This is a genomic window from Pseudomonas cucumis (assembly GCF_030687935.1).
Classification (GTDB): Bacteria; Pseudomonadota; Gammaproteobacteria; order Pseudomonadales; family Pseudomonadaceae; genus Aquipseudomonas; species Aquipseudomonas cucumis.
The window spans coordinates 3,415,833-3,432,602 of the sequence record NZ_CP117454.1 but is presented as its reverse complement, the minus strand read 5'-3'; the positions used below and the strand labels follow the sequence as shown (position 1 = coordinate 3,432,602).

General features: G+C 59.1%; 12 protein-coding genes. 4 read left to right on the top strand and 8 right to left on the bottom strand.

All coding sequences use genetic code 11. The annotated features are described in order from the left end of the window. Window positions 1-43 precede the first annotated feature (43 nt). The 3 genes from PSH97_RS15570 to PSH97_RS15560 form a co-directional block, all read right to left on the bottom strand. Window positions 44-901, bottom strand: a complete 858-nt coding sequence (locus tag PSH97_RS15570; RefSeq protein ID WP_305445699.1) for a GNAT family N-acetyltransferase — start codon at window positions 899-901, stop codon at window positions 44-46. 337 nt (window positions 902-1,238) lie between these two features. Then, window positions 1,239-2,579 (bottom strand): OprD family porin, encoded by a 1,341-nt coding sequence (locus PSH97_RS15565; protein WP_305445698.1) that lies wholly within the window; start codon window positions 2,577-2,579, stop codon window positions 1,239-1,241. A 392-nt stretch (window positions 2,580-2,971) separates the two neighbouring features. Further along, a complete protein-coding gene (locus PSH97_RS15560; RefSeq protein ID WP_305445697.1) occupies window positions 2,972-3,898 on the bottom strand; it encodes a 2-hydroxyacid dehydrogenase in 927 nt (308 codons plus the stop codon). Window positions 3,899-4,185: 287 nt separating this feature from the next. Between PSH97_RS15560 and gabT the strand changes: the two genes are divergently transcribed. From gabT to PSH97_RS15540, 4 genes are all read left to right on the top strand, one after another. Further along, window positions 4,186-5,478 (top strand): 4-aminobutyrate--2-oxoglutarate transaminase, encoded by a 1,293-nt coding sequence (gene gabT / locus PSH97_RS15555; protein WP_305445696.1) that lies wholly within the window; start codon window positions 4,186-4,188, stop codon window positions 5,476-5,478. Window positions 5,479-5,570: 92 nt separating this feature from the next. Then, complete coding sequence (locus PSH97_RS15550; protein ID WP_305445695.1) at window positions 5,571-6,227, top strand: HAD family hydrolase; 657 nt, start codon at window positions 5,571-5,573, stop codon at window positions 6,225-6,227. Between the two features lie 47 nt (window positions 6,228-6,274). After that, a complete protein-coding gene (locus PSH97_RS15545; protein ID WP_008146530.1) occupies window positions 6,275-6,763 on the top strand; it encodes an Lrp/AsnC family transcriptional regulator in 489 nt (162 codons plus the stop codon). A 149-nt stretch (window positions 6,764-6,912) separates the two neighbouring features. After that, window positions 6,913-9,036: a TonB-dependent siderophore receptor gene (locus PSH97_RS15540; protein ID WP_305445694.1), complete on the top strand. Its 2,124-nt coding sequence runs from the start codon at window positions 6,913-6,915 to the stop codon at window positions 9,034-9,036. 152 nt (window positions 9,037-9,188) lie between these two features. Here PSH97_RS15540 and PSH97_RS15535 read toward each other — a convergent pair whose 3' ends face one another. The 5 genes from PSH97_RS15535 to PSH97_RS15515 form a co-directional block, all read right to left on the bottom strand. Next, entirely contained in the window at window positions 9,189-10,244 is a 1,056-nt protein-coding gene (locus PSH97_RS15535; RefSeq protein WP_305445693.1) for a hypothetical protein, read from the bottom strand. Window positions 10,245-10,277: 33 nt separating this feature from the next. Further along, a complete protein-coding gene (locus tag PSH97_RS15530; RefSeq protein ID WP_305445692.1) occupies window positions 10,278-12,086 on the bottom strand; it encodes a hypothetical protein in 1,809 nt (602 codons plus the stop codon). Between the two features lie 3 nt (window positions 12,087-12,089). Beyond that, on the bottom strand, window positions 12,090-13,382 hold the full coding sequence (locus PSH97_RS15525; protein WP_305445691.1) for a hypothetical protein: 1,293 nt from the start codon (window positions 13,380-13,382) through the stop codon (window positions 12,090-12,092). 19 nt (window positions 13,383-13,401) lie between these two features. Then, window positions 13,402-14,319 carry a hypothetical protein gene (locus PSH97_RS15520; RefSeq protein ID WP_305445690.1) on the bottom strand — a complete coding sequence of 306 codons (918 nt, stop codon included), beginning with the start codon at window positions 14,317-14,319 and terminating at the stop codon, window positions 13,402-13,404. 61 nt (window positions 14,320-14,380) lie between these two features. Then, window positions 14,381-16,765, bottom strand: a complete 2,385-nt coding sequence (locus PSH97_RS15515) for a hypothetical protein (RefSeq protein WP_305445689.1) — start codon at window positions 16,763-16,765, stop codon at window positions 14,381-14,383. Window positions 16,766-16,770: the final 5 nt, after the last annotated feature.

Here is a 16,770-nt window from a genome sequence, read left to right as displayed (position 1 = left end):
GGAAAATGCATCGTGTAGCGTTGGATGTAACGAGTGGGGTTTGTCAGCCGATGGCCTGAGTCACCAGCGCAAACTGGTGCACTGCGCCGATCACCTGCGGTGGGGTACCGCGAGCCATTTGTGCGACGGTGTCGACGTGCTTCAGCCCTGCCTCTTCCAGCCAAGGGGCCAGACCGCTGTCGGACGGTATATCCATGCGCACGAAGGCGTCCGGCACTTGGGTCAGCAACACCGCGATCAAGTGTTTGGCCTGCTCTGGGTTTTCTGCGATGACCGGGCCGATACAGCGACCACGGCCGAATGGGCGCAGGAGGGCGAAAGCGCGCAGCTGACCATCGCGCTCGATACCGACCGAGTGTTCGACAACATCGAACAACTCATTGAGCACGGCGTGTCTGTCCAGGCCGCTACCGGCATTGGCCAGTTCAATCTGCACGCTCCGATCGGCTTCGGTCAGCGGGCGGCAGTGCTCACCGGCTGCCAGGTCATTGGGTGCAGGAACCCGCGCGTGCCCCTGATGTTGTTGAATATGTCCAAACTCAATGAACCCCTGGCTGGCATAAAGCGGGGCGCCGGCCAGCGTTGCATTGAGCACGGCGGTACGTGATCCACAAGCCTCAAGTGCCAGCTCCATCAGCTTGCGACCTATGCCCTGGCCCTGATACTCATCACTGACGATCACCAGGCCGATAGTGGCGTAATGTCCCTGCGCACAGGTGAACGCGGTACCGATCAGGCGGCCTGCATCTTCTACGACAAAACCCTGCGCGATGCGCTGCAGCATGGCCCAGTCTTCCAGGCGGTGGGGCCACTTCAACTGCACGGACAAGGCATGAGCCGACGCCACGTCGGCCGAGGTCATGGGGCGATAGATATAGGCAGGGCGTTGCGAAATGGACATGGCAGGTCTCCATTGACAGGGCGCGTAATCGATCGGATTTCACCGCGCAAAGTATTGGTATCTCACCTGCGACGAGGCCTGACAAGAGGCTCCAATTGATTCGGCAGATTCCGTCAGCGACGGCTCTGCAGACCACAGTTACTGCTCAAATAAGAATCAGGATCGGCAGCAAATACCGGGTCGGTTTTCAGGATGCAGGTCAAAGCGAAAGGCACTTCTGAGGGTGACATTGGTGAAAAAAAGGCGCCCGGATGGGCGCCTCGAGGCAAAGGGAGCGAGGAGCAGGCCTTCAAGAAAGCCGGCCGGGTCCACGAGCAAAACCGGCCGGGAACAACCGTTACAGAATGCTCAGCGGGTACTCGATGATCAGGCGGACCTCGTCGATATCGCTGTCGAACGAGGTGGAGCGATGGGTGGCTTGGCGCAGGCGGAAGGACAAGTCCTTGGCGGTCCCTTCCTGGATCACGTATTTGGCTTCCAGGTCACGCTCCCACTCCTTCTGGTCGTCACCCACCGTGTTGGCATAGGCACCGTTCGGATCGGCTTTGGTGCCATCGATTTGATCACCTTTGACATAGCGGGCCATAAAGCTCAGCCCCGGTATGCCGAACGTAGCCATGTTCAGGTCATAACGAGCCTGGATGGAGCGCTCGTTGGGGGCGTTGAAGTCGGAGTACTGAACCGAGTTGGCCAGCCAGATCGAGTCCACCCCGATGTAGTCGAAATACTCGTCGCCATCGATCTTCTGATAGGCCAGGGTGACCTTGTGAGCGCCGATGGACCAGGCCGCCTTGGCCGACCAGCTCGTGGTGTCCAGTTTGCCGGCACGGGCGTCACCTTGGTCCTTGGTCTTATAGGCCGTCAAACCAAAGTTCAGCGACTGCTTGTCAGCCAGGGGAATCGTATAGGAGGCGCTGGCGAAATGCTGACGCCAGACATTGACGGCCTCACTGGTGTACGCCTTCAGACTGAGGTTTTCGTTGATTTTATAGGTGCCGCCGATGAAGTCGACGCTGTCAGCTTCGGTCCCTCCGTATGTGGTGAACAGCCCATCATCAGAGTTGGTCGAATTGCGATTGTTGAATGCGGTGAAATGGCCGCCCTCAAAGGATAAGGCATCGAATTCGTTGCTCGTCAGCTGAAAGCCGGTAGCGGTTTCCGGCAGCAAACGGTTGTCGCCGGTGGCGAATACCGGCGCTGTCGGGCGTTGTTCGCCGTACTTCAGCACGGTGGAGGAAATGCGCATCTTCACTGCGCCGCCGATCTCGCCGTAGGCGTCTGGCACGTTGGCATCGGCGGTGCGGTTGTTGCTGATCGGCAACAGGCCGTTGCCAGCCCGGCCACGGCCGGTGTCCAGCTTGACCCCGCCGTAGGCGAAGGCATCGGTGCCAAAGCCAATGGTGCCCTGGGTGAAACCGGAGGCGAAGTTGAGCATGGCACCCTGTGCCCACTCCTCGCGATAGCCGTTGCGCTCGCTGGACGGCTTGGAGCCGTTGATCCCCTGGCTATTGCTGCCGCCATTGCGGAAGTCGCGGTTCATATAGAAATTACGATTGAGCAGCCCCAGGCTGCTGTCTTCGATGAAGCCGTTGGCTTGCTGTTGCTGACCCGCTATTGCCAGTTGCGCGGTGGCGGCAATGACAGCCAGGGAGAGAGAGCTTTGTTTTGCGATGTTCATCGCTTACCCCATTTGATCTTATTAGTATTCGTTGCCTGCACGGCAGGCAACGCGCTTACGGCAGCTCAAGTGAAACTCTGCGAAGCAAACCGGAAGAAAACACGGCCGGGCTGCACACAGCGGTGGCTGTATCGCAGCTATGGCGAGGCCTGACAATGGGCTGCAATCAATTCGGTAGATTGCATAAGTTGCGACGTCATGGGCCGCAGTTATTGCTCAAATGGTGGGTAAGGTCGGCAGCAACTATTGACTGCTTTTTCCGGAAAAGAGGTACCCGCAGAAACCCGAAACGGGATGAAAAACAGGTCTGCTTTGCATAACGCCAGATTTGCCTGTTTGCGAAGTAACAAATCTGGCCGGGCGCTTGTTTCTGTCGAGTTGACAGCCGTTGGTTAGTAATTTCGCTTGCGGTCAACCTGGCCAAGCATTGACTCACCGCGTTGATGCCGGCGGATATTCTCCAGCAATACGCTAAACGCGCTTTCCGGCTGAGTCATTGCAGCGATATGCGGTGTCAGCAATATCTGTGGATGTTGCCAGAAGGGATGATCCGGCGCGGCCGGTTCCTGTTCCAGTACGTCGAGCACCGCCGCGCTGAGCTGGCCGCTGGCCAGGGCTTCAAGCAGATCCTCTTCTACCAGATGCCCACCCCGGCCCATGTTGACCAAGGCAGCGCCTTTGGGCAGGTGCTGGAACAACTGACGGCTGAGAATCCCTTTAGTCTGTTCGGTCAATGGCAGGACACAAAGCACGATGTCGCACTGGCCGAGGAAGGCCGGAAGTTGCTCGGCACCCGCAAAGCAGTCCACTGCGGCAATGTGATGTTCGCTGCGCGCCCAGCCCGACAAGGCAAAGCCAAAAGGCTGCAACGTGGCCAGAATCTGTTGAGCCTGCGTGCCGAGCCCCATCACGCCCACCCGACGTTTGGCTGCCGGTTGCAGCAGGTGAGCCTGCCAGCACCGGGCCATTTGTTGCTGGCGATAACGGAGCATATCCCGGTGCAGGCTCAGCACCGCAAAAGTGGCGTATTCGCACATGCCTCGGGTGATGCTCGGGTCGAGTAAACGGACCACCGGCAGAGTCGTGGGCAAGCGGTCAAGGTCAAGCTGATCGACCCCAGCCGACAAGGCGAATAATACCTGCAGGTTTGGCAACAAGGTGTCGAGATCGTCCGGTGCCTGCCAGGCCGCCAGGTAGCGAATATCCTGCGGATCGCCGATGTCTGGCCAGGCACGCCATTCGATATCTGGAGCGTGCTCGGCGAACAGGCGCTTCCAATGTTCGCCGCGCACCGGGTCAGCTTTATAGAGCAGGGCCATGGGTCATTTCTCGCATTAAATAGGGAGCATCCAGCATGCCCGAGTGACAAAGCAGGATATGTTGAAAGACTCTGCGTAAACACATGACGCTGCGTTCCAGGGGGCGCATATCGGCAGATTCCATGGGGCTGGCCACCGCTGAAGGATTCTGCTGTTTACCGGGGTGAAAACAGTCGATCCGAATTTCTCAGAGGCCAAGTTCGGCTTAGACAATTGCGTCGAAAGCTTAACCTGTGAAGCACATCGCAGCCGCTTTCCGGTTGCCAGGCCCACTATGAGAGATGCCAATGAACAGTAAAGTCGAAGAAACCCCGAGTTTGCTCCGTCAACGCGATCAATTCGTGCCGCGGGGTTTGGTCACCGCGCACCCGCTGGTTATCGATCGTGCCCAGGGTTCCGAGGTGTGGGACGTGGATGGGGCGCGTTATCTGGATTTCGTCGGCGGCATCGGCGTGTTGAACATCGGTCACAATCACCCGAAGGTGGTCGCGGCGGTGCAAGCCCAATTGCAAAAGGTCAGCCATGCGTGCTTCCAGGTAGTGGCCTACAAACCCTATCTCGACCTGGTCCAGCGTTTGTGCGAGTTGGTCGGTGGTCGCGAAGCCTACAAGGCGGCGCTGTTTACCTCCGGCGCAGAGGCTGTGGAGAACGCGGTGAAGATCGCTCGCGCGCATACCAATCGCCCAGCAGTCATCTCCTTTCGCGGCGGTTTCCATGGACGCACGTTGCTGGGCACGACCTTGACCGGCATGAGCCAACCCTACAAGCAGAACTTCGGGCCCTTTGCTCCTGAGGTCTTTCATACCCCGTACCCTAACGCCTATCGCGGTTTCACCAGCGAGATGGCCCTTCAAGCCCTGAACGAATTGCTGGCGACCCAAGTCCCTGCGGACCGGGTCGCGGCGATCATCATTGAGCCGGTGCAGGGCGATGGCGGCTTCCTTTCCGCGCCGCCGGAGTTTCTCCAGGCGCTGCGGGCTCTGACCGAACAACATGGCATCGTGCTCATTCTCGATGAAATTCAGACCGGCTTCGGCCGCACCGGCAAATGGTTCGGTTTCCAGCACGCTGGCATTCAGCCGGATCTGGTTACCGTCGCCAAGAGCCTGGCCGGTGGTTTGCCGATATCCGGCGTGGTGGGTCGTGCGCACATCATGGACGCGCCATTACCCGGCGGTCTCGGCGGTACTTACGGTGGTAATGCCCTGGCTTGCGCCGCGGCGTTGGCGGTGATCGAAACCTACGAACAAGAGCAGTTGCTCGCACGCGGTGAAGTATTGGGCGAGCGGTTGCGTCAGGGCCTGCTGCGCCTGCAGGCACGTCACCCTCGGATTGGTGACGTACGGGGCACCGGCTTCATGTTGGCGATCGAACTGATCAAAGACGATGAGGCCCGCAGCCCCGATGCCGAACTCACCCAGCAACTGATCGATCAGGCCAGGATTGGCGGGCTGTTAGTGATCAAATGCGGCGTGTACCGTAATGTGCTGCGCTTCCTTGCGCCTCTGGTCACCGAAGAGGATCAGATCGACGAAGCGCTGGCGATTCTTGAGGCGGCATTGCTACGCGTGTTGAATTAATCTCAGGCTTCGGTTGGCGCAACGTAGCACTGCGCCAACCGGGGCATTTGGAACGCATGGATTGATGAAATGCATCATGGGAGGCACACACCATGTACCTGACTGATTATCGTGCACTGCTGATCGATTGCGACGAAGTTCTGGTCGATCGGGATTCCGGTATCTGGACGGCCCTGCAACCGTTGCTCGAAAACCATCTGGGCATGCCGGGCAGGGAGGAGGTATTGGCTGCGTTTGACGAGGCGGTGCGCACGCTCTATCCACGTTATTCCGAGCTGGGTTTCAGTGGCTTATTGTGCTTCGCCCATCGTCAGTTGGCAGAGCGTTTCGGGCTCAAGGCCAGTTGGGAGGAGGGGATGAGTTTCGCCCGATCGGTAGGCAACTGGACGCTGTTCGAGGATGCGCCCGGTGCCATGTTGTATCTGCGCAAATTCTATCGGCTGCTGGTGTGCTGTGATCGTGATGCCGAAGATCGCGAGCAGCTCTGTGAGCGTTTGGGGATTACGCCCGAAGACTTGCTTTCCCGAGTCAGCAAGCCACTGGAGGACAGCGTCTGGTTGCAGGACAATAACCTGCAAGCCAAAGATATCCTGCAGGTCTCCAGGCCTCCTGCCGAGCCGCCAAAATCGGCTGGTTTGTGCCTGATTTGTCGTGGCCATGGGAGCGATAGCCAGCAATGTCCTGCGGATTTTTGCATCAATAGCATGGCCGATCTGGTCGCTCAGCATCAGCTATCTTTGCGACGCTGACTTTGCTAAAACCACTGTATAACTGAATGGCAATCAAGAGGTACACGATGGAAGGTTTAATCAAACTAGACCGAATTGATATCAGTATCCTGGTTGAACTTCAAAAAGATGGCCGAATGACTAACGTCAGCTTGGCTGATGCGGTGGGTCTATCGTCCAGCCCATGTTTGCAACGGGTCAAGCGGCTCGAGTCGGCCGGGTATATTTCCGGATATAGAGCCCATCTCAATCTTGCCAAGATCACCGACTCGGTCACGGTATTCACCGAGATCACCCTCAGCGACCACAAGCGGGAAGACTTCGCCAAGTTCGAGTCCAATATCCGTTTGGTCGATGAGGTACTTGAGTGCCACTTGATCAGCGGTGGTTACGATTACCTGGTGCGTTTCATGACTTGCAGCATCCAGCATTATCAGGAAGTGATTGAAGGCCTGCTGGACAAGAACATCGGTATATCCAAGTACTTCAGTTACATCGTCATCAAATCGCCGGTCCTCAAAGATGGGGTTCCGCTGCGTAGGCTATTGCGTCACTGATGCCACTTTGATCACACGCGTTGATTTCGCAACTTTCACTGGTTTGGCGAGATAAAAAAGTACCGGCTGAGAATAGGAATTGATATTATTCGTCATCAATTCTCGCCGAGCTCCTGATGTGCCCGGCATCTTCTCAAGGTTGCATGTCGATGCGTCGAACTCTCGTTTCTCTGTGTGTGATCCAAGCCATTTCCCAGACCACCTGGGCTGACCAGGCGCCGACTGATCCTGCGTCAATAGAGTTACAAGCGATCGACATCAACGGCACATTCGAAGAGCAGGCCCAGGGACCGGTACAGGGGTATCGGGCGACCCGTTCGGCCAGTGCGACGCGCACCGACACTCCGATTCATGAAACCCCACAATCCATCAGCGTGGTCACCCGGGATGTCGTGGAAGACCTCGGCGCCACCCGCCTGCAAGACGCTCTCGATTACGCCGGTGGCGTGGGCCGTGCGAACAATTTCGGCGGCCAGGGCCTGACCACGTTCACCGTGCGTGGCTTTACCACCGGTGAGTTCTACCGCAACGGTTTTCCGATCAACCGCGGTTACCCGAACATGCCCGATGCCAATACCATCGAGCGCCTGGAGGTCCTGCGCGGACCAGCCACCACGCTCTATGGCCGTGGCGACCCCGGCGGCACCTTCAACGTGGTATCCAAACAACCCCTGCCCGAGCGCACGGTCACGTTAGGCAGTCAGCTCAACGATCAGGGCATGCGTCGCGGAACGCTGGATGCCTCAGGACCGCTGGATGATGAAGGGCGACTGGCCTATCGGCTGAACGTGATAGGCGAGGGTGGCGACACCTTCCGTGATCACGTCGAAAACGAGCGTTACGGTGTGGCGCCGGTCCTCGGTTGGCAGGTCAACGACACCACCCGTATCACCTTCGAAGGCGATTTCATGCGCAACAACGCGCCGCTCGATCGGGGTGTGACCCGCTATCGTAATCAGATCGGCGTCGCGTCGCGGGATACTTTTTTCGGTGAAAAGGATATTGGCAAGCTGCACAACGACAACAACATGGCGCAATTGCGTTTCGAACATTTCCTCAACGACAACTGGACCTTGGGCGGCGGCACGCAATTTCTCGACGGCAGTCTGCAAGGCAATGCCATCGAAGCCAACGGTGTGGCTGCCGATGGCCGAACGCTGGGGCGCAACTTCAACTATCGCAAGCTGGAGTGGCGCGACCTTGATGTGCAGTTGAACCTGACCGGACATTTTTCCACCGGTGGATTCGACCACACGTTGCTCACGGGCATCGAGTATGAGGATTACGATTACAAATCGATCATCCGTCGCTCCAGTGGGGCGGTGAGTGCCTACCCCATCGACATTTTCAATCCGGTTTACGGCCAGCCGCGACCGGCGCTGACTCGCACCACCACCCACGATAAGGAAAACCTCAAGACCTATGCCGCTTTCGTGCAAGACCAGGTGACCCTGGCTGAAGGTTTAAAAGCCTTGGTGGGCGCGCGTTTCGAACGCTTCGAGCATGATTACGACAACTACCTCGTCAACGGCCCGAGCTGGACCAACAGCGACAATGCAGTCACTCCGCGTCTGGGGCTGATCTACGACTTGACCCCGACCGTGGCGATCTATGCCGACACGGCGCGGTCCTTCAAGCCCAACAGCGGTGCCAGTCGAACGGGCGGCGGCTTCAAGCCTGAAGAGGGCAAATCCTACGAGGTGGGAGTCAAGTGGCAGGCCCTCGATCGTCAGTTAAGCGTGGATGCCGCGGTGTATCAGATCGAAAAACGCAACGTCCTGACGACAGATCCGGTGGACTCGACCTTCAGCGTTGCGGCGGGTGAAGTTCGTAGCCGTGGCTTTGATCTGAACGTGGCCGGCAACCTCACGCCAGAGTGGCGCATGATCGGTGGCTACGCCTATGTAGATGCCGAAGTCACCCAGGACAACGTGCTGAAATCAGGCACCCGCCTGGTGAACATTCCGCGCAACAGTTTCAGCCTGCTGAACGTCTATGAGTTTCAGGACGGCGGCCTCAAAGGGCTGGGCCTGGGGCTGGGTGCCAAATACGTCGACGAGCGCGCCGGCCAGACCGCGGCGAATGCCTTCTCCATGGATAGCTACAAGGTGTTCGACCTGCTCAGCTATTACAAAGTCAACGAGCACCTGCGGCTGAACCTTGACCTGAAGAACCTGTTCGACAGCCACTACGACGAAGGCGCCTTTGGCAATGTCTACGCCTATCCGGGCGCGCCGAGAACCGTGCAGGCGGGCATTTCATACACCTTGTAGAGAGGAAATTCCCGAACACCGCGAATGAACAGGCAAAGACGCCTGAAACCGAGAAGGTTTCAGGCGTTTTTTTTTGTTTTATGAACGCGTCGTTGGCGACCGCCGACCGTCTGCAAGCCCGCTCCCAGGTGGACTGCGCCAGGTTGTGTTTTTCAGAGCTGCACCCGCAGCAGTCTGCCGCTCAACGGGACGACGTTATTGTCGGGCGTGGGCAGTGGCCGGCCGGCCAGTCCCATGCCTTCGCTCACCAGTACCGCATCCTCCACCAGGCACAGATTGGAAGGGGTATCCAGGCCACGGGCGAGCACGGCGACCTGGGCGGTTTGCAGGTTGCAGCTCAGCAGTCGACCCGTGAAACGGGTGAAACCGCCATGCAACGGTTCGCCGTTCCAGTCCGGTGGCAAGGGTTGCTGCAGGCGGTCGCAGAGCTCCAGGACCAGCACATTGCCCTGCGGACACAGTGCTAGTCCGGTGGGCAGTTGCAGGCCTTGAATCAGCACCTCGATCTGCCCGCTGTCGGGCCAGACCCGAATCACTCGGCCTGCCTTATCGGCAAAGTCGATGCCCTTGCGCGCAGGGTCGCCCTGCAGCTCTCCGGAGAACAGGCTGATCAGCACGGCGTCTGTCGCCGGTTCGTACACCAGGGTCACGGGAACGGCTTCCTGGCCCTGGTCCAGTTCGGGCAACTGGACCAATACGCGCTCGCCCTGTTCGCCGGTGAATTCCACCAACTGATTGGTATCGGGTTTGACCGCCAGCCAACTGTGGCGAGTCGGGTGGTAACACAGCGCATTCAGATTGCCACGGCTGTGAAACACCGGCTCGGGCGGGGTGTATTGCAGGTCCAGCAGTTTGGAACCTTCGACGTAATCGGTCTGGCTGACCAGGCAGCGCCCGTCACCGCAGGCGATGTCCGACAGCCCCATGATTTCATCGCGCAGCATGCGGGCCTGCATGTTCATGGCGCGAAAACCTTGCGCCAGTGTTTCGCGAGGCAGGTAGGCGCCGGGTCTGTGCGGATCCGGTCGCAGTCGACTGATACGGCCGCTGAAGGGCTGTTCCGGCAGGCCCGAGCCGGCTTCGGTCAGCAGCAAGCTGCCATCGGCCTGCACACAAAGGCCCCGAGGGTTCAGCAGGCCCTCGGCGATGATAGTGCTCGGGCGCAGCGTTTCAGTGGGTCGCGCCGGAATATAAACGGGAACGGGCATAAGGCTCTCTCCATGGACAAGGGAAGGACGCGGCTACTGCGGCGGCTGCCACGGTTCGCCAGTGAGATAGGCCCGGAGCAGTGCCCGCTGGCAGGGCGACATCGAGCGCACCACGGGCATGAACAGGGTGGTGCCTTTATAGGCGTCCGAGGTGCGGGCGAGAATGGGGTTCTTGGCGCCCATGACCGCGTCGGGCTGATTGAGCGGGATGTAGCGCGACATGGCGGGGAAGGCCAGGTAGTGAAAACGCAAGACGTTCGGGTACATCAGCTCCCAGGTGATGGTGGTGCCCGCGGGGATGCCGAAGTCGGTCTGTGCGTATTTGCGAAAGCTGGTGAAGTAGCCACCGCTTGCAAGACCGTTGACCGTGTAAGTCAGCGCGACAAAACCCGCCTGGGCCTCGGTGCCCGGCTTGAGGGTGACCGGGAAACTGACGTCGAGCTGGCCGGGGTTGATGGTCAGCGAGTCAGGAAACTCGAGGAAATTCCAGTATTTCGGATTTTTGTATACCGCAGGGGCACCGGCCTTCAGGTCGATTTCGGTGGCACTGGTGACCGGGCCGCCCAGGTACCTGACCTGCAGGGTGATCGACAGGCCGTTGGGGTAGTCCTCAAGATAAACGTTGCGCTGATCGGCATACACCCGATAGGTCGATTCGATGGCGTGCAGCGTGGTTTCGGAGACTGTATTGGGTGCGTTGATGGCCAGCGCCGTGGTTCGCACCGCTTGCTGCTGAGTGGTACTCAAGGGCAGGTCGACGATGCCGCCATACACGTAATAGTCGAACAACGGGCTGCTTGCCGGGTCGAGGGTGGTCAGGGTGGTGGTGCCGGCGCTGATCGTGACGGGACCGTAATCCGCGTTGGGGCCGATGGGGCTGGTGATGTCGTCTCTGACGGCCCTGAAGGTTTGCTTCGGGATGACGTTCACCATGTCGATGCTCAGGATGCCGCTGTCGCCCAGATCGGCATAGCCAGTGCTCTTGGTGCTCTGGTTGACCAGCTGCCGGCCCGGCTGACAGTTCTTCGGTTCGTCCGCGAAGGCCGGAGCCAGTGTACCGATGACTCGGCCGATGCTCGGGTTGGGGGTGTATCGGCCGGCGGCGTAATCGGCATCCAGTTGCTCGGTGGTCATCGTGGGGCACATCTCGAACATGACAAAGCGCAGGACAATGCCTGTCGCACCCGGCGCCTGGATGATCGATCGCAGGCCACTGCTGTTCTCGTTCCAGCTGACGATGCTGGTCAGGGGAAAGGTCAGCTGAAACGTGCCGCTGAGGCGGAAAGAACCCGGCGCATCCATCTCCTCTGGCTCCAACACCCGCATTTTGACATCCAGGCTGCTGCAGACCGTGTTCGCGCGAATCAGCAATTGGATGTCGCTGTTACCGCCAATTTGCAGACCGCCAACGAATATCTGGGTGGTGTTTGTGGCGGTGGGGTCCAGGTCCACCATCATCGGGCCGGAAACGGGCCCCTGTCCGGTCACCGGGTCCACCGAACCGAGCAGATAGACCGGCTGGCCCACCATATCGCCGGTGGTGTTGATGCTGCCCGGACTACCCTGCGAACTGATCAAGGCGTTTTGCATGTCGACGACGTGCTGCCCGTAGTGATTCCAGCCGCCGGCGGTGTAGTAGTCGCCCGTGGGTGCATTGATCATGTTGTTCAGCTGATCGTCGGTGTAAGACTGGGCTCCCGGCGCCAGGGTCGAGGTGGTCAGGTCGAAGAGCGGCCAGTGATCATTGCCGTCGTAAGGAATAGTGGGGGAGTTGTTCGGCAGGCTGACGTCCGTGCGGATGCCGCCCCAGAAATTCAACCGTGGTCCATTGAGAATGCTCATGATCTATTCCTCGTCCTTGGTGGTTTTGCCGACAGGCGCATTGGCGAATTTGAACAGGTAGGAGTAATCGGACTTGTAGGGGCTCTTGACCGGCGTCGCCATGGAGTGGCAATTCATGCAGCTGCTGTTGGGCTGGATGTAGCTCTCCATGGTCACGTTGGCCGAGAGCGCCGGGGTCGGCTGACCCAGTGGGTTGCTGGGGTTGTCCGGCATCAGCGGGCGCTGGGTGGTGATGAGCTGGTAGTACTTCAGCACGCTTCTTTGCAGGTCCGGGTCGGTGCGGTACTGGGTGTTGACTCCGTTGGTGACCTCGGCAATCGGGGTGACCCGGTTCAGCGGGTTCGGGGTCTGGAACGTGGTGCCGGGTTTGGGCACGCAGACCAGATGTGCGCCCTGCGTCTGCCAGTCGCACGGTGACTGGTTGAGGCTGGCGGCGGGGGCGGTGGAGTTGAAGTAGGAATAGGCCGTGCCGGATGTCGGCTGGTCGACCCACTTGTCGTTCACCAGCGCCTTGGACGGAACGTTGTCGATCTGCTCGAAGGTTGACCAGATCCACTGCGGATAGCCGTTCGCCTTGGTGATAATGTGCAGGCCCACCAAACCCAGGTAAGCCTCGGTGACACCGGTGCGCTGGCCTTGGTCGTTGAACGTGGCCACGCGCGCGAGCATGGTCAGGTAGTGACTGGCGTTGTCAGCGGTCGTGAGGATGCGCCAGCTCGATTTGACCTCGATGACCCCATAGGGAAAGTTGATGTTGTTGGCTTTGGAAACGACATTAGCGTTATAGAAACTATTGGCGACGATGTAGTTGTAAGAGGTCTCGTTGGCCGAGATGTCGTAGTAGGTCGGGTTGCCGGCCTGATCGATCAGCCAGCCGCCGACGGCCTGGTCGACAGCATTCACCTGAGTGCTGTTCTTCAGTGCGGCGATGTTGATGATACCCAGGCTTTTTGCGGTCTGCGGGGTATTCCACGGGCCAGGGTTGGCCCCTTGCGGCAGAAAGATTTCCTCCACGGTCTTGTAGGTCTGCCAGACGGTGTAGCCGGGATCCCCAGGCTGCTTGGCGCAATCGGGATCACCTCGCTGCCCGTTCTGTGCGGGCCAGTTCAAGGCGATGAACATCTGCCAGCTGTACTGATCGAACTGGTCCTGACTGGCCGAGGCGGCCGGTGCGGTGCTGGGAGGCTGGCAGTTCAGGCTGGTGGCCTGCGTCGATGGCATGGCCTGTTCCCGAGCCAGGGCTGGCAGGCTGGCCAGACCGAGTAACACCATGGTGAGGCGGAGCGAAGTTTTCATGGCGATCCTTCGTCATTGATCAGGGTTTGCGTTGCATGAGTTTGTCCCACTGCGCTCGCTTGCCATTACCCAGAGAGGGCGGCGGATCGAACAGTTGGCACTGCGGTGGATTCGCCGGGCACATCGCGGCCACTTGCGCCCAGGTCTGGGCCGGGTCCGGTTTGGCGATGTGGAAGTTGGTGTAGTTCTGGCTGACGATGGGCGCATTGGCGACACTGGTGTCACCGGAGAAAAAGAACGACTGGGGATGCCGGTAGGGCGGTTGTCCTGACAGTTGTTTGAAAAAGGCGTAGCCGAACAGGATCGGACCTTGCGGTGACTCGAGGTCCAGGGCGTAGGCCTGCACGCTGCCATTGAGGTTTTTGCTGCGCTCGGCGCTGTAGGGCAGGTGCTGGATAAAGTCTTGCCGTGGCGGATGATTCATCGGTGAAAACATGCAACAGGCCGGCATGTCCTTGGGGCGGTCTTGCGGGTACGTCAGGAAGTACGCCTTGTTGCCCAAGGATACGAAGGAGCAGCTGTAGTTGTTGTTCTTGATTGGGAAGATCGGCAGACAGTATTTCTCGTAGTGCTCCATCATGGCGCCGAAGCCGTCGCCATCCGGTGGGATGTAGGCGGTGTCGTAATAGCTGGTGCCTCGGGAGACGGTGTAGTCCGCCGGGGTCAGGGTCGAGGGTGGATTGCTGTAGGGCGGCGGGTTTTTTTCGTAGTTGTGCATCACCCGGTACATGGTCCAGTCGCTGATCCAGTAGGCCGGGAAAAACGGATCGGAAGGCTCGCCCACGGAACGCTTGGCGATGCAGTTGCCGTTCTTTTCGTTACACCCCAGGTTGTTGTGCACCCCCATGCTGAAGTAGATGGCCTCGCTGTCCTGGGCGAAAACAGGCGGGCTGAGCAGCAGGATCAGCAGCAACAACCGGTCCAAGATGATTTTCATGGGACACCTCCTGTGAAGTGCCGGGTGGCGGACTCGCCACCCGGTAATCCGGCGTGAAACGTCAAAGGTCGTTGTAGTCGCTCATGGAGAGCTTCCTGGGTGGGAAGTTGAGTTTCACCAGGCGTTTGGCCCACAGCTGCAGCACGGCGCGGCGGCTTTGCGACAGGTCTCGGGTGATCGGCATGGCCAGGGTGCTTTCGTCCTGGTTGTCCTTGTTGATCAATATGAGTAACTGGTCGACGGCGCCCTCCACCCGCGTGCGTGAATCAAGGGGCATGTACTTGTTCATGATGGGGTAGAGGTAATAGAACGACTGCAGCACCTTTGGAAAGATGAACGTGTTCCATATTTCTTCCGGAGCTTGCGTGGAGGTGCACATGCCGTTCCAGGTGTCGATGAAGTCCTGTTGCAACTTCATGTCCAGCGGCAGGACCCGCAGCGGGGCAAGGAAGTCGACGTAGGCCTCGGTGAGCGGGAAGCTGAAGGGGATGGTCGGATCCTTATCGCCTTCCTTCACGAAGAAGCGCAGGGTGGGGAAGCCTGGCGCGACTGCCTTGCAGCCTATCTGAGCGATACCTTGGGCGTTGGTGGTGATGACGGCATAGGTGTAATTGACGGAGTTGCCCTTCTCGTCGTTCAGCGTACCGGTGCGACCGATGGGCTTGTCCAGGGTCAGGCAGGGGCGCAGGTTCACCGCGACCGGTTTACCGGAAACAGTGAGGAACTCTTGATAACCGACTGGGGTTCCAGAAGGTTCAGGCACGTCCTGCAGGTCCGTCAGTCGGCGGCCGCTGCCAGTGCTGCGGTAGAGGCCGACCGAGGGTGCGTCGGTGAACTGCGGCAGACCGGCCGTGTTCTTGCTGCGGTCCGCCGGGTTGTCGTAGAACAGCGTGAAGTCGGCGGCGTTGCTGAATGCCAGGTAGTAGTCGCTGCTGGTCACCATGTAGGGGTTGTTGTACTCGGCCACCCACAGTGTCGTGTTGGCGGCCGGCTGGCCATTGTTCTGCACCATGATGGTCAGCTTCTTGTAGTCGCCGACGTCGATGAAGCTGCCGCTTTCGATCACCTCGGCGGTCCATGTCTGCTGGGTGGCGGCGACGGTCTGGGGAGCGCTGTACAGGCCCAACCGACGTAGAATCAGGGGACCGGATTCCAATACACCCTTGGTATAGTCATCGAGGGGAACATCGAGGATACCCGAGCGCTGGTTGAAGGCCGACTGCCGATAGTCCGCGAAGTTCAAGATGACCGCCGGCTTGAATGTTCCATCCTTCTCGGCACCCAAATGGTAGGTACCGGCATTGAATTTTTCCGGGACGGGGATATCAGCCGTGGCATCCACGGGATAGCTCGGAAAGGTATTGCCCAGGTCAAGTGACAGGGTGTAGTCGTTGATCTGTGCCGAAATCACCCCCAACTTGACTTGTTGTGTCTCCTGGGAATACAGCTGGCTCATCGACACCGCCTCATTGGCCACCAGTCGCCTTCCGGCGGGCGCGGTGGGGTATTCACCGGCGAACCACAGCCCCAGGACCGCCGAGGTGCGGCTGTAGGCAGGATTGAAGAAAATCTCGTTGACGTTGTCCAAGCCCTTTCTGTAGAGGTCACGCACTTTCGCCATGACGTTCGGGTTGTTGGAACGGGTGTCGAGGCGCTGTGGGTAATCGTTGAATATCCCGTTCTTGTCATAGCAGGTCAGGTAGACGCAAAAGCGGAACATCAGGCCCTGTGCCCCTTGCTGCTCCATCTGCTGCTTCAGGTTGGCCAGCAGGGACGAGTTGCCGAGCGCCCATTCCAGATTCTCCTTGGGGAAGCAGGTCTGCCAGGTGGTGCTGACGTTCACCAGGCCACCCAGGGCTCCCCAACTGAAGTTCAGGAAACGGTCCATCATCCGGTACTTGCGGTTGAGGGTCAGGCCGCAGTTCGCGTCCCCTAACACCAGTTTGTCGAAGTACAGCGCCGTGAAGGTGTTCTGCCATGGGCTGATATCCACGAAGCGCGCCGCGGTCGGGGTATTGCTGCCCAGGGGGCTGCCGAGCAAGTGGTATTGCGCGCCGATCAGTGCATCCTTATCGATGTAGCTATTGGGCTGCACTTCGCCGCCGATAACGGTCGACTTGGTTTTCCCGTAGTTCACCAGGCCGCAACCGTTGTCGCCAAACAGATCCCATTCGGCGGGCATGTACGGGTCATGCTTCGGATTGATATTGTTTGGCACCTGCTGTACATAGGTCGGCATGCCAGCCATGTACTGCGTCGAGATGGCCCATGGCATCAGGGTGTCGGGAGCATTGTTCCGGTCGATGCCGAAGTGCGTCATGAACGACCAGTTGATGTCCGTGTTCACCGCGTCATACAGCGGGAACATGTCGTTGTTGTTGGCTGTTGGCGGGTTCCAGAACATCTGGCCGTTGAGGTAGATGCGGGGAAAATTCAATACGCTCATGTCGT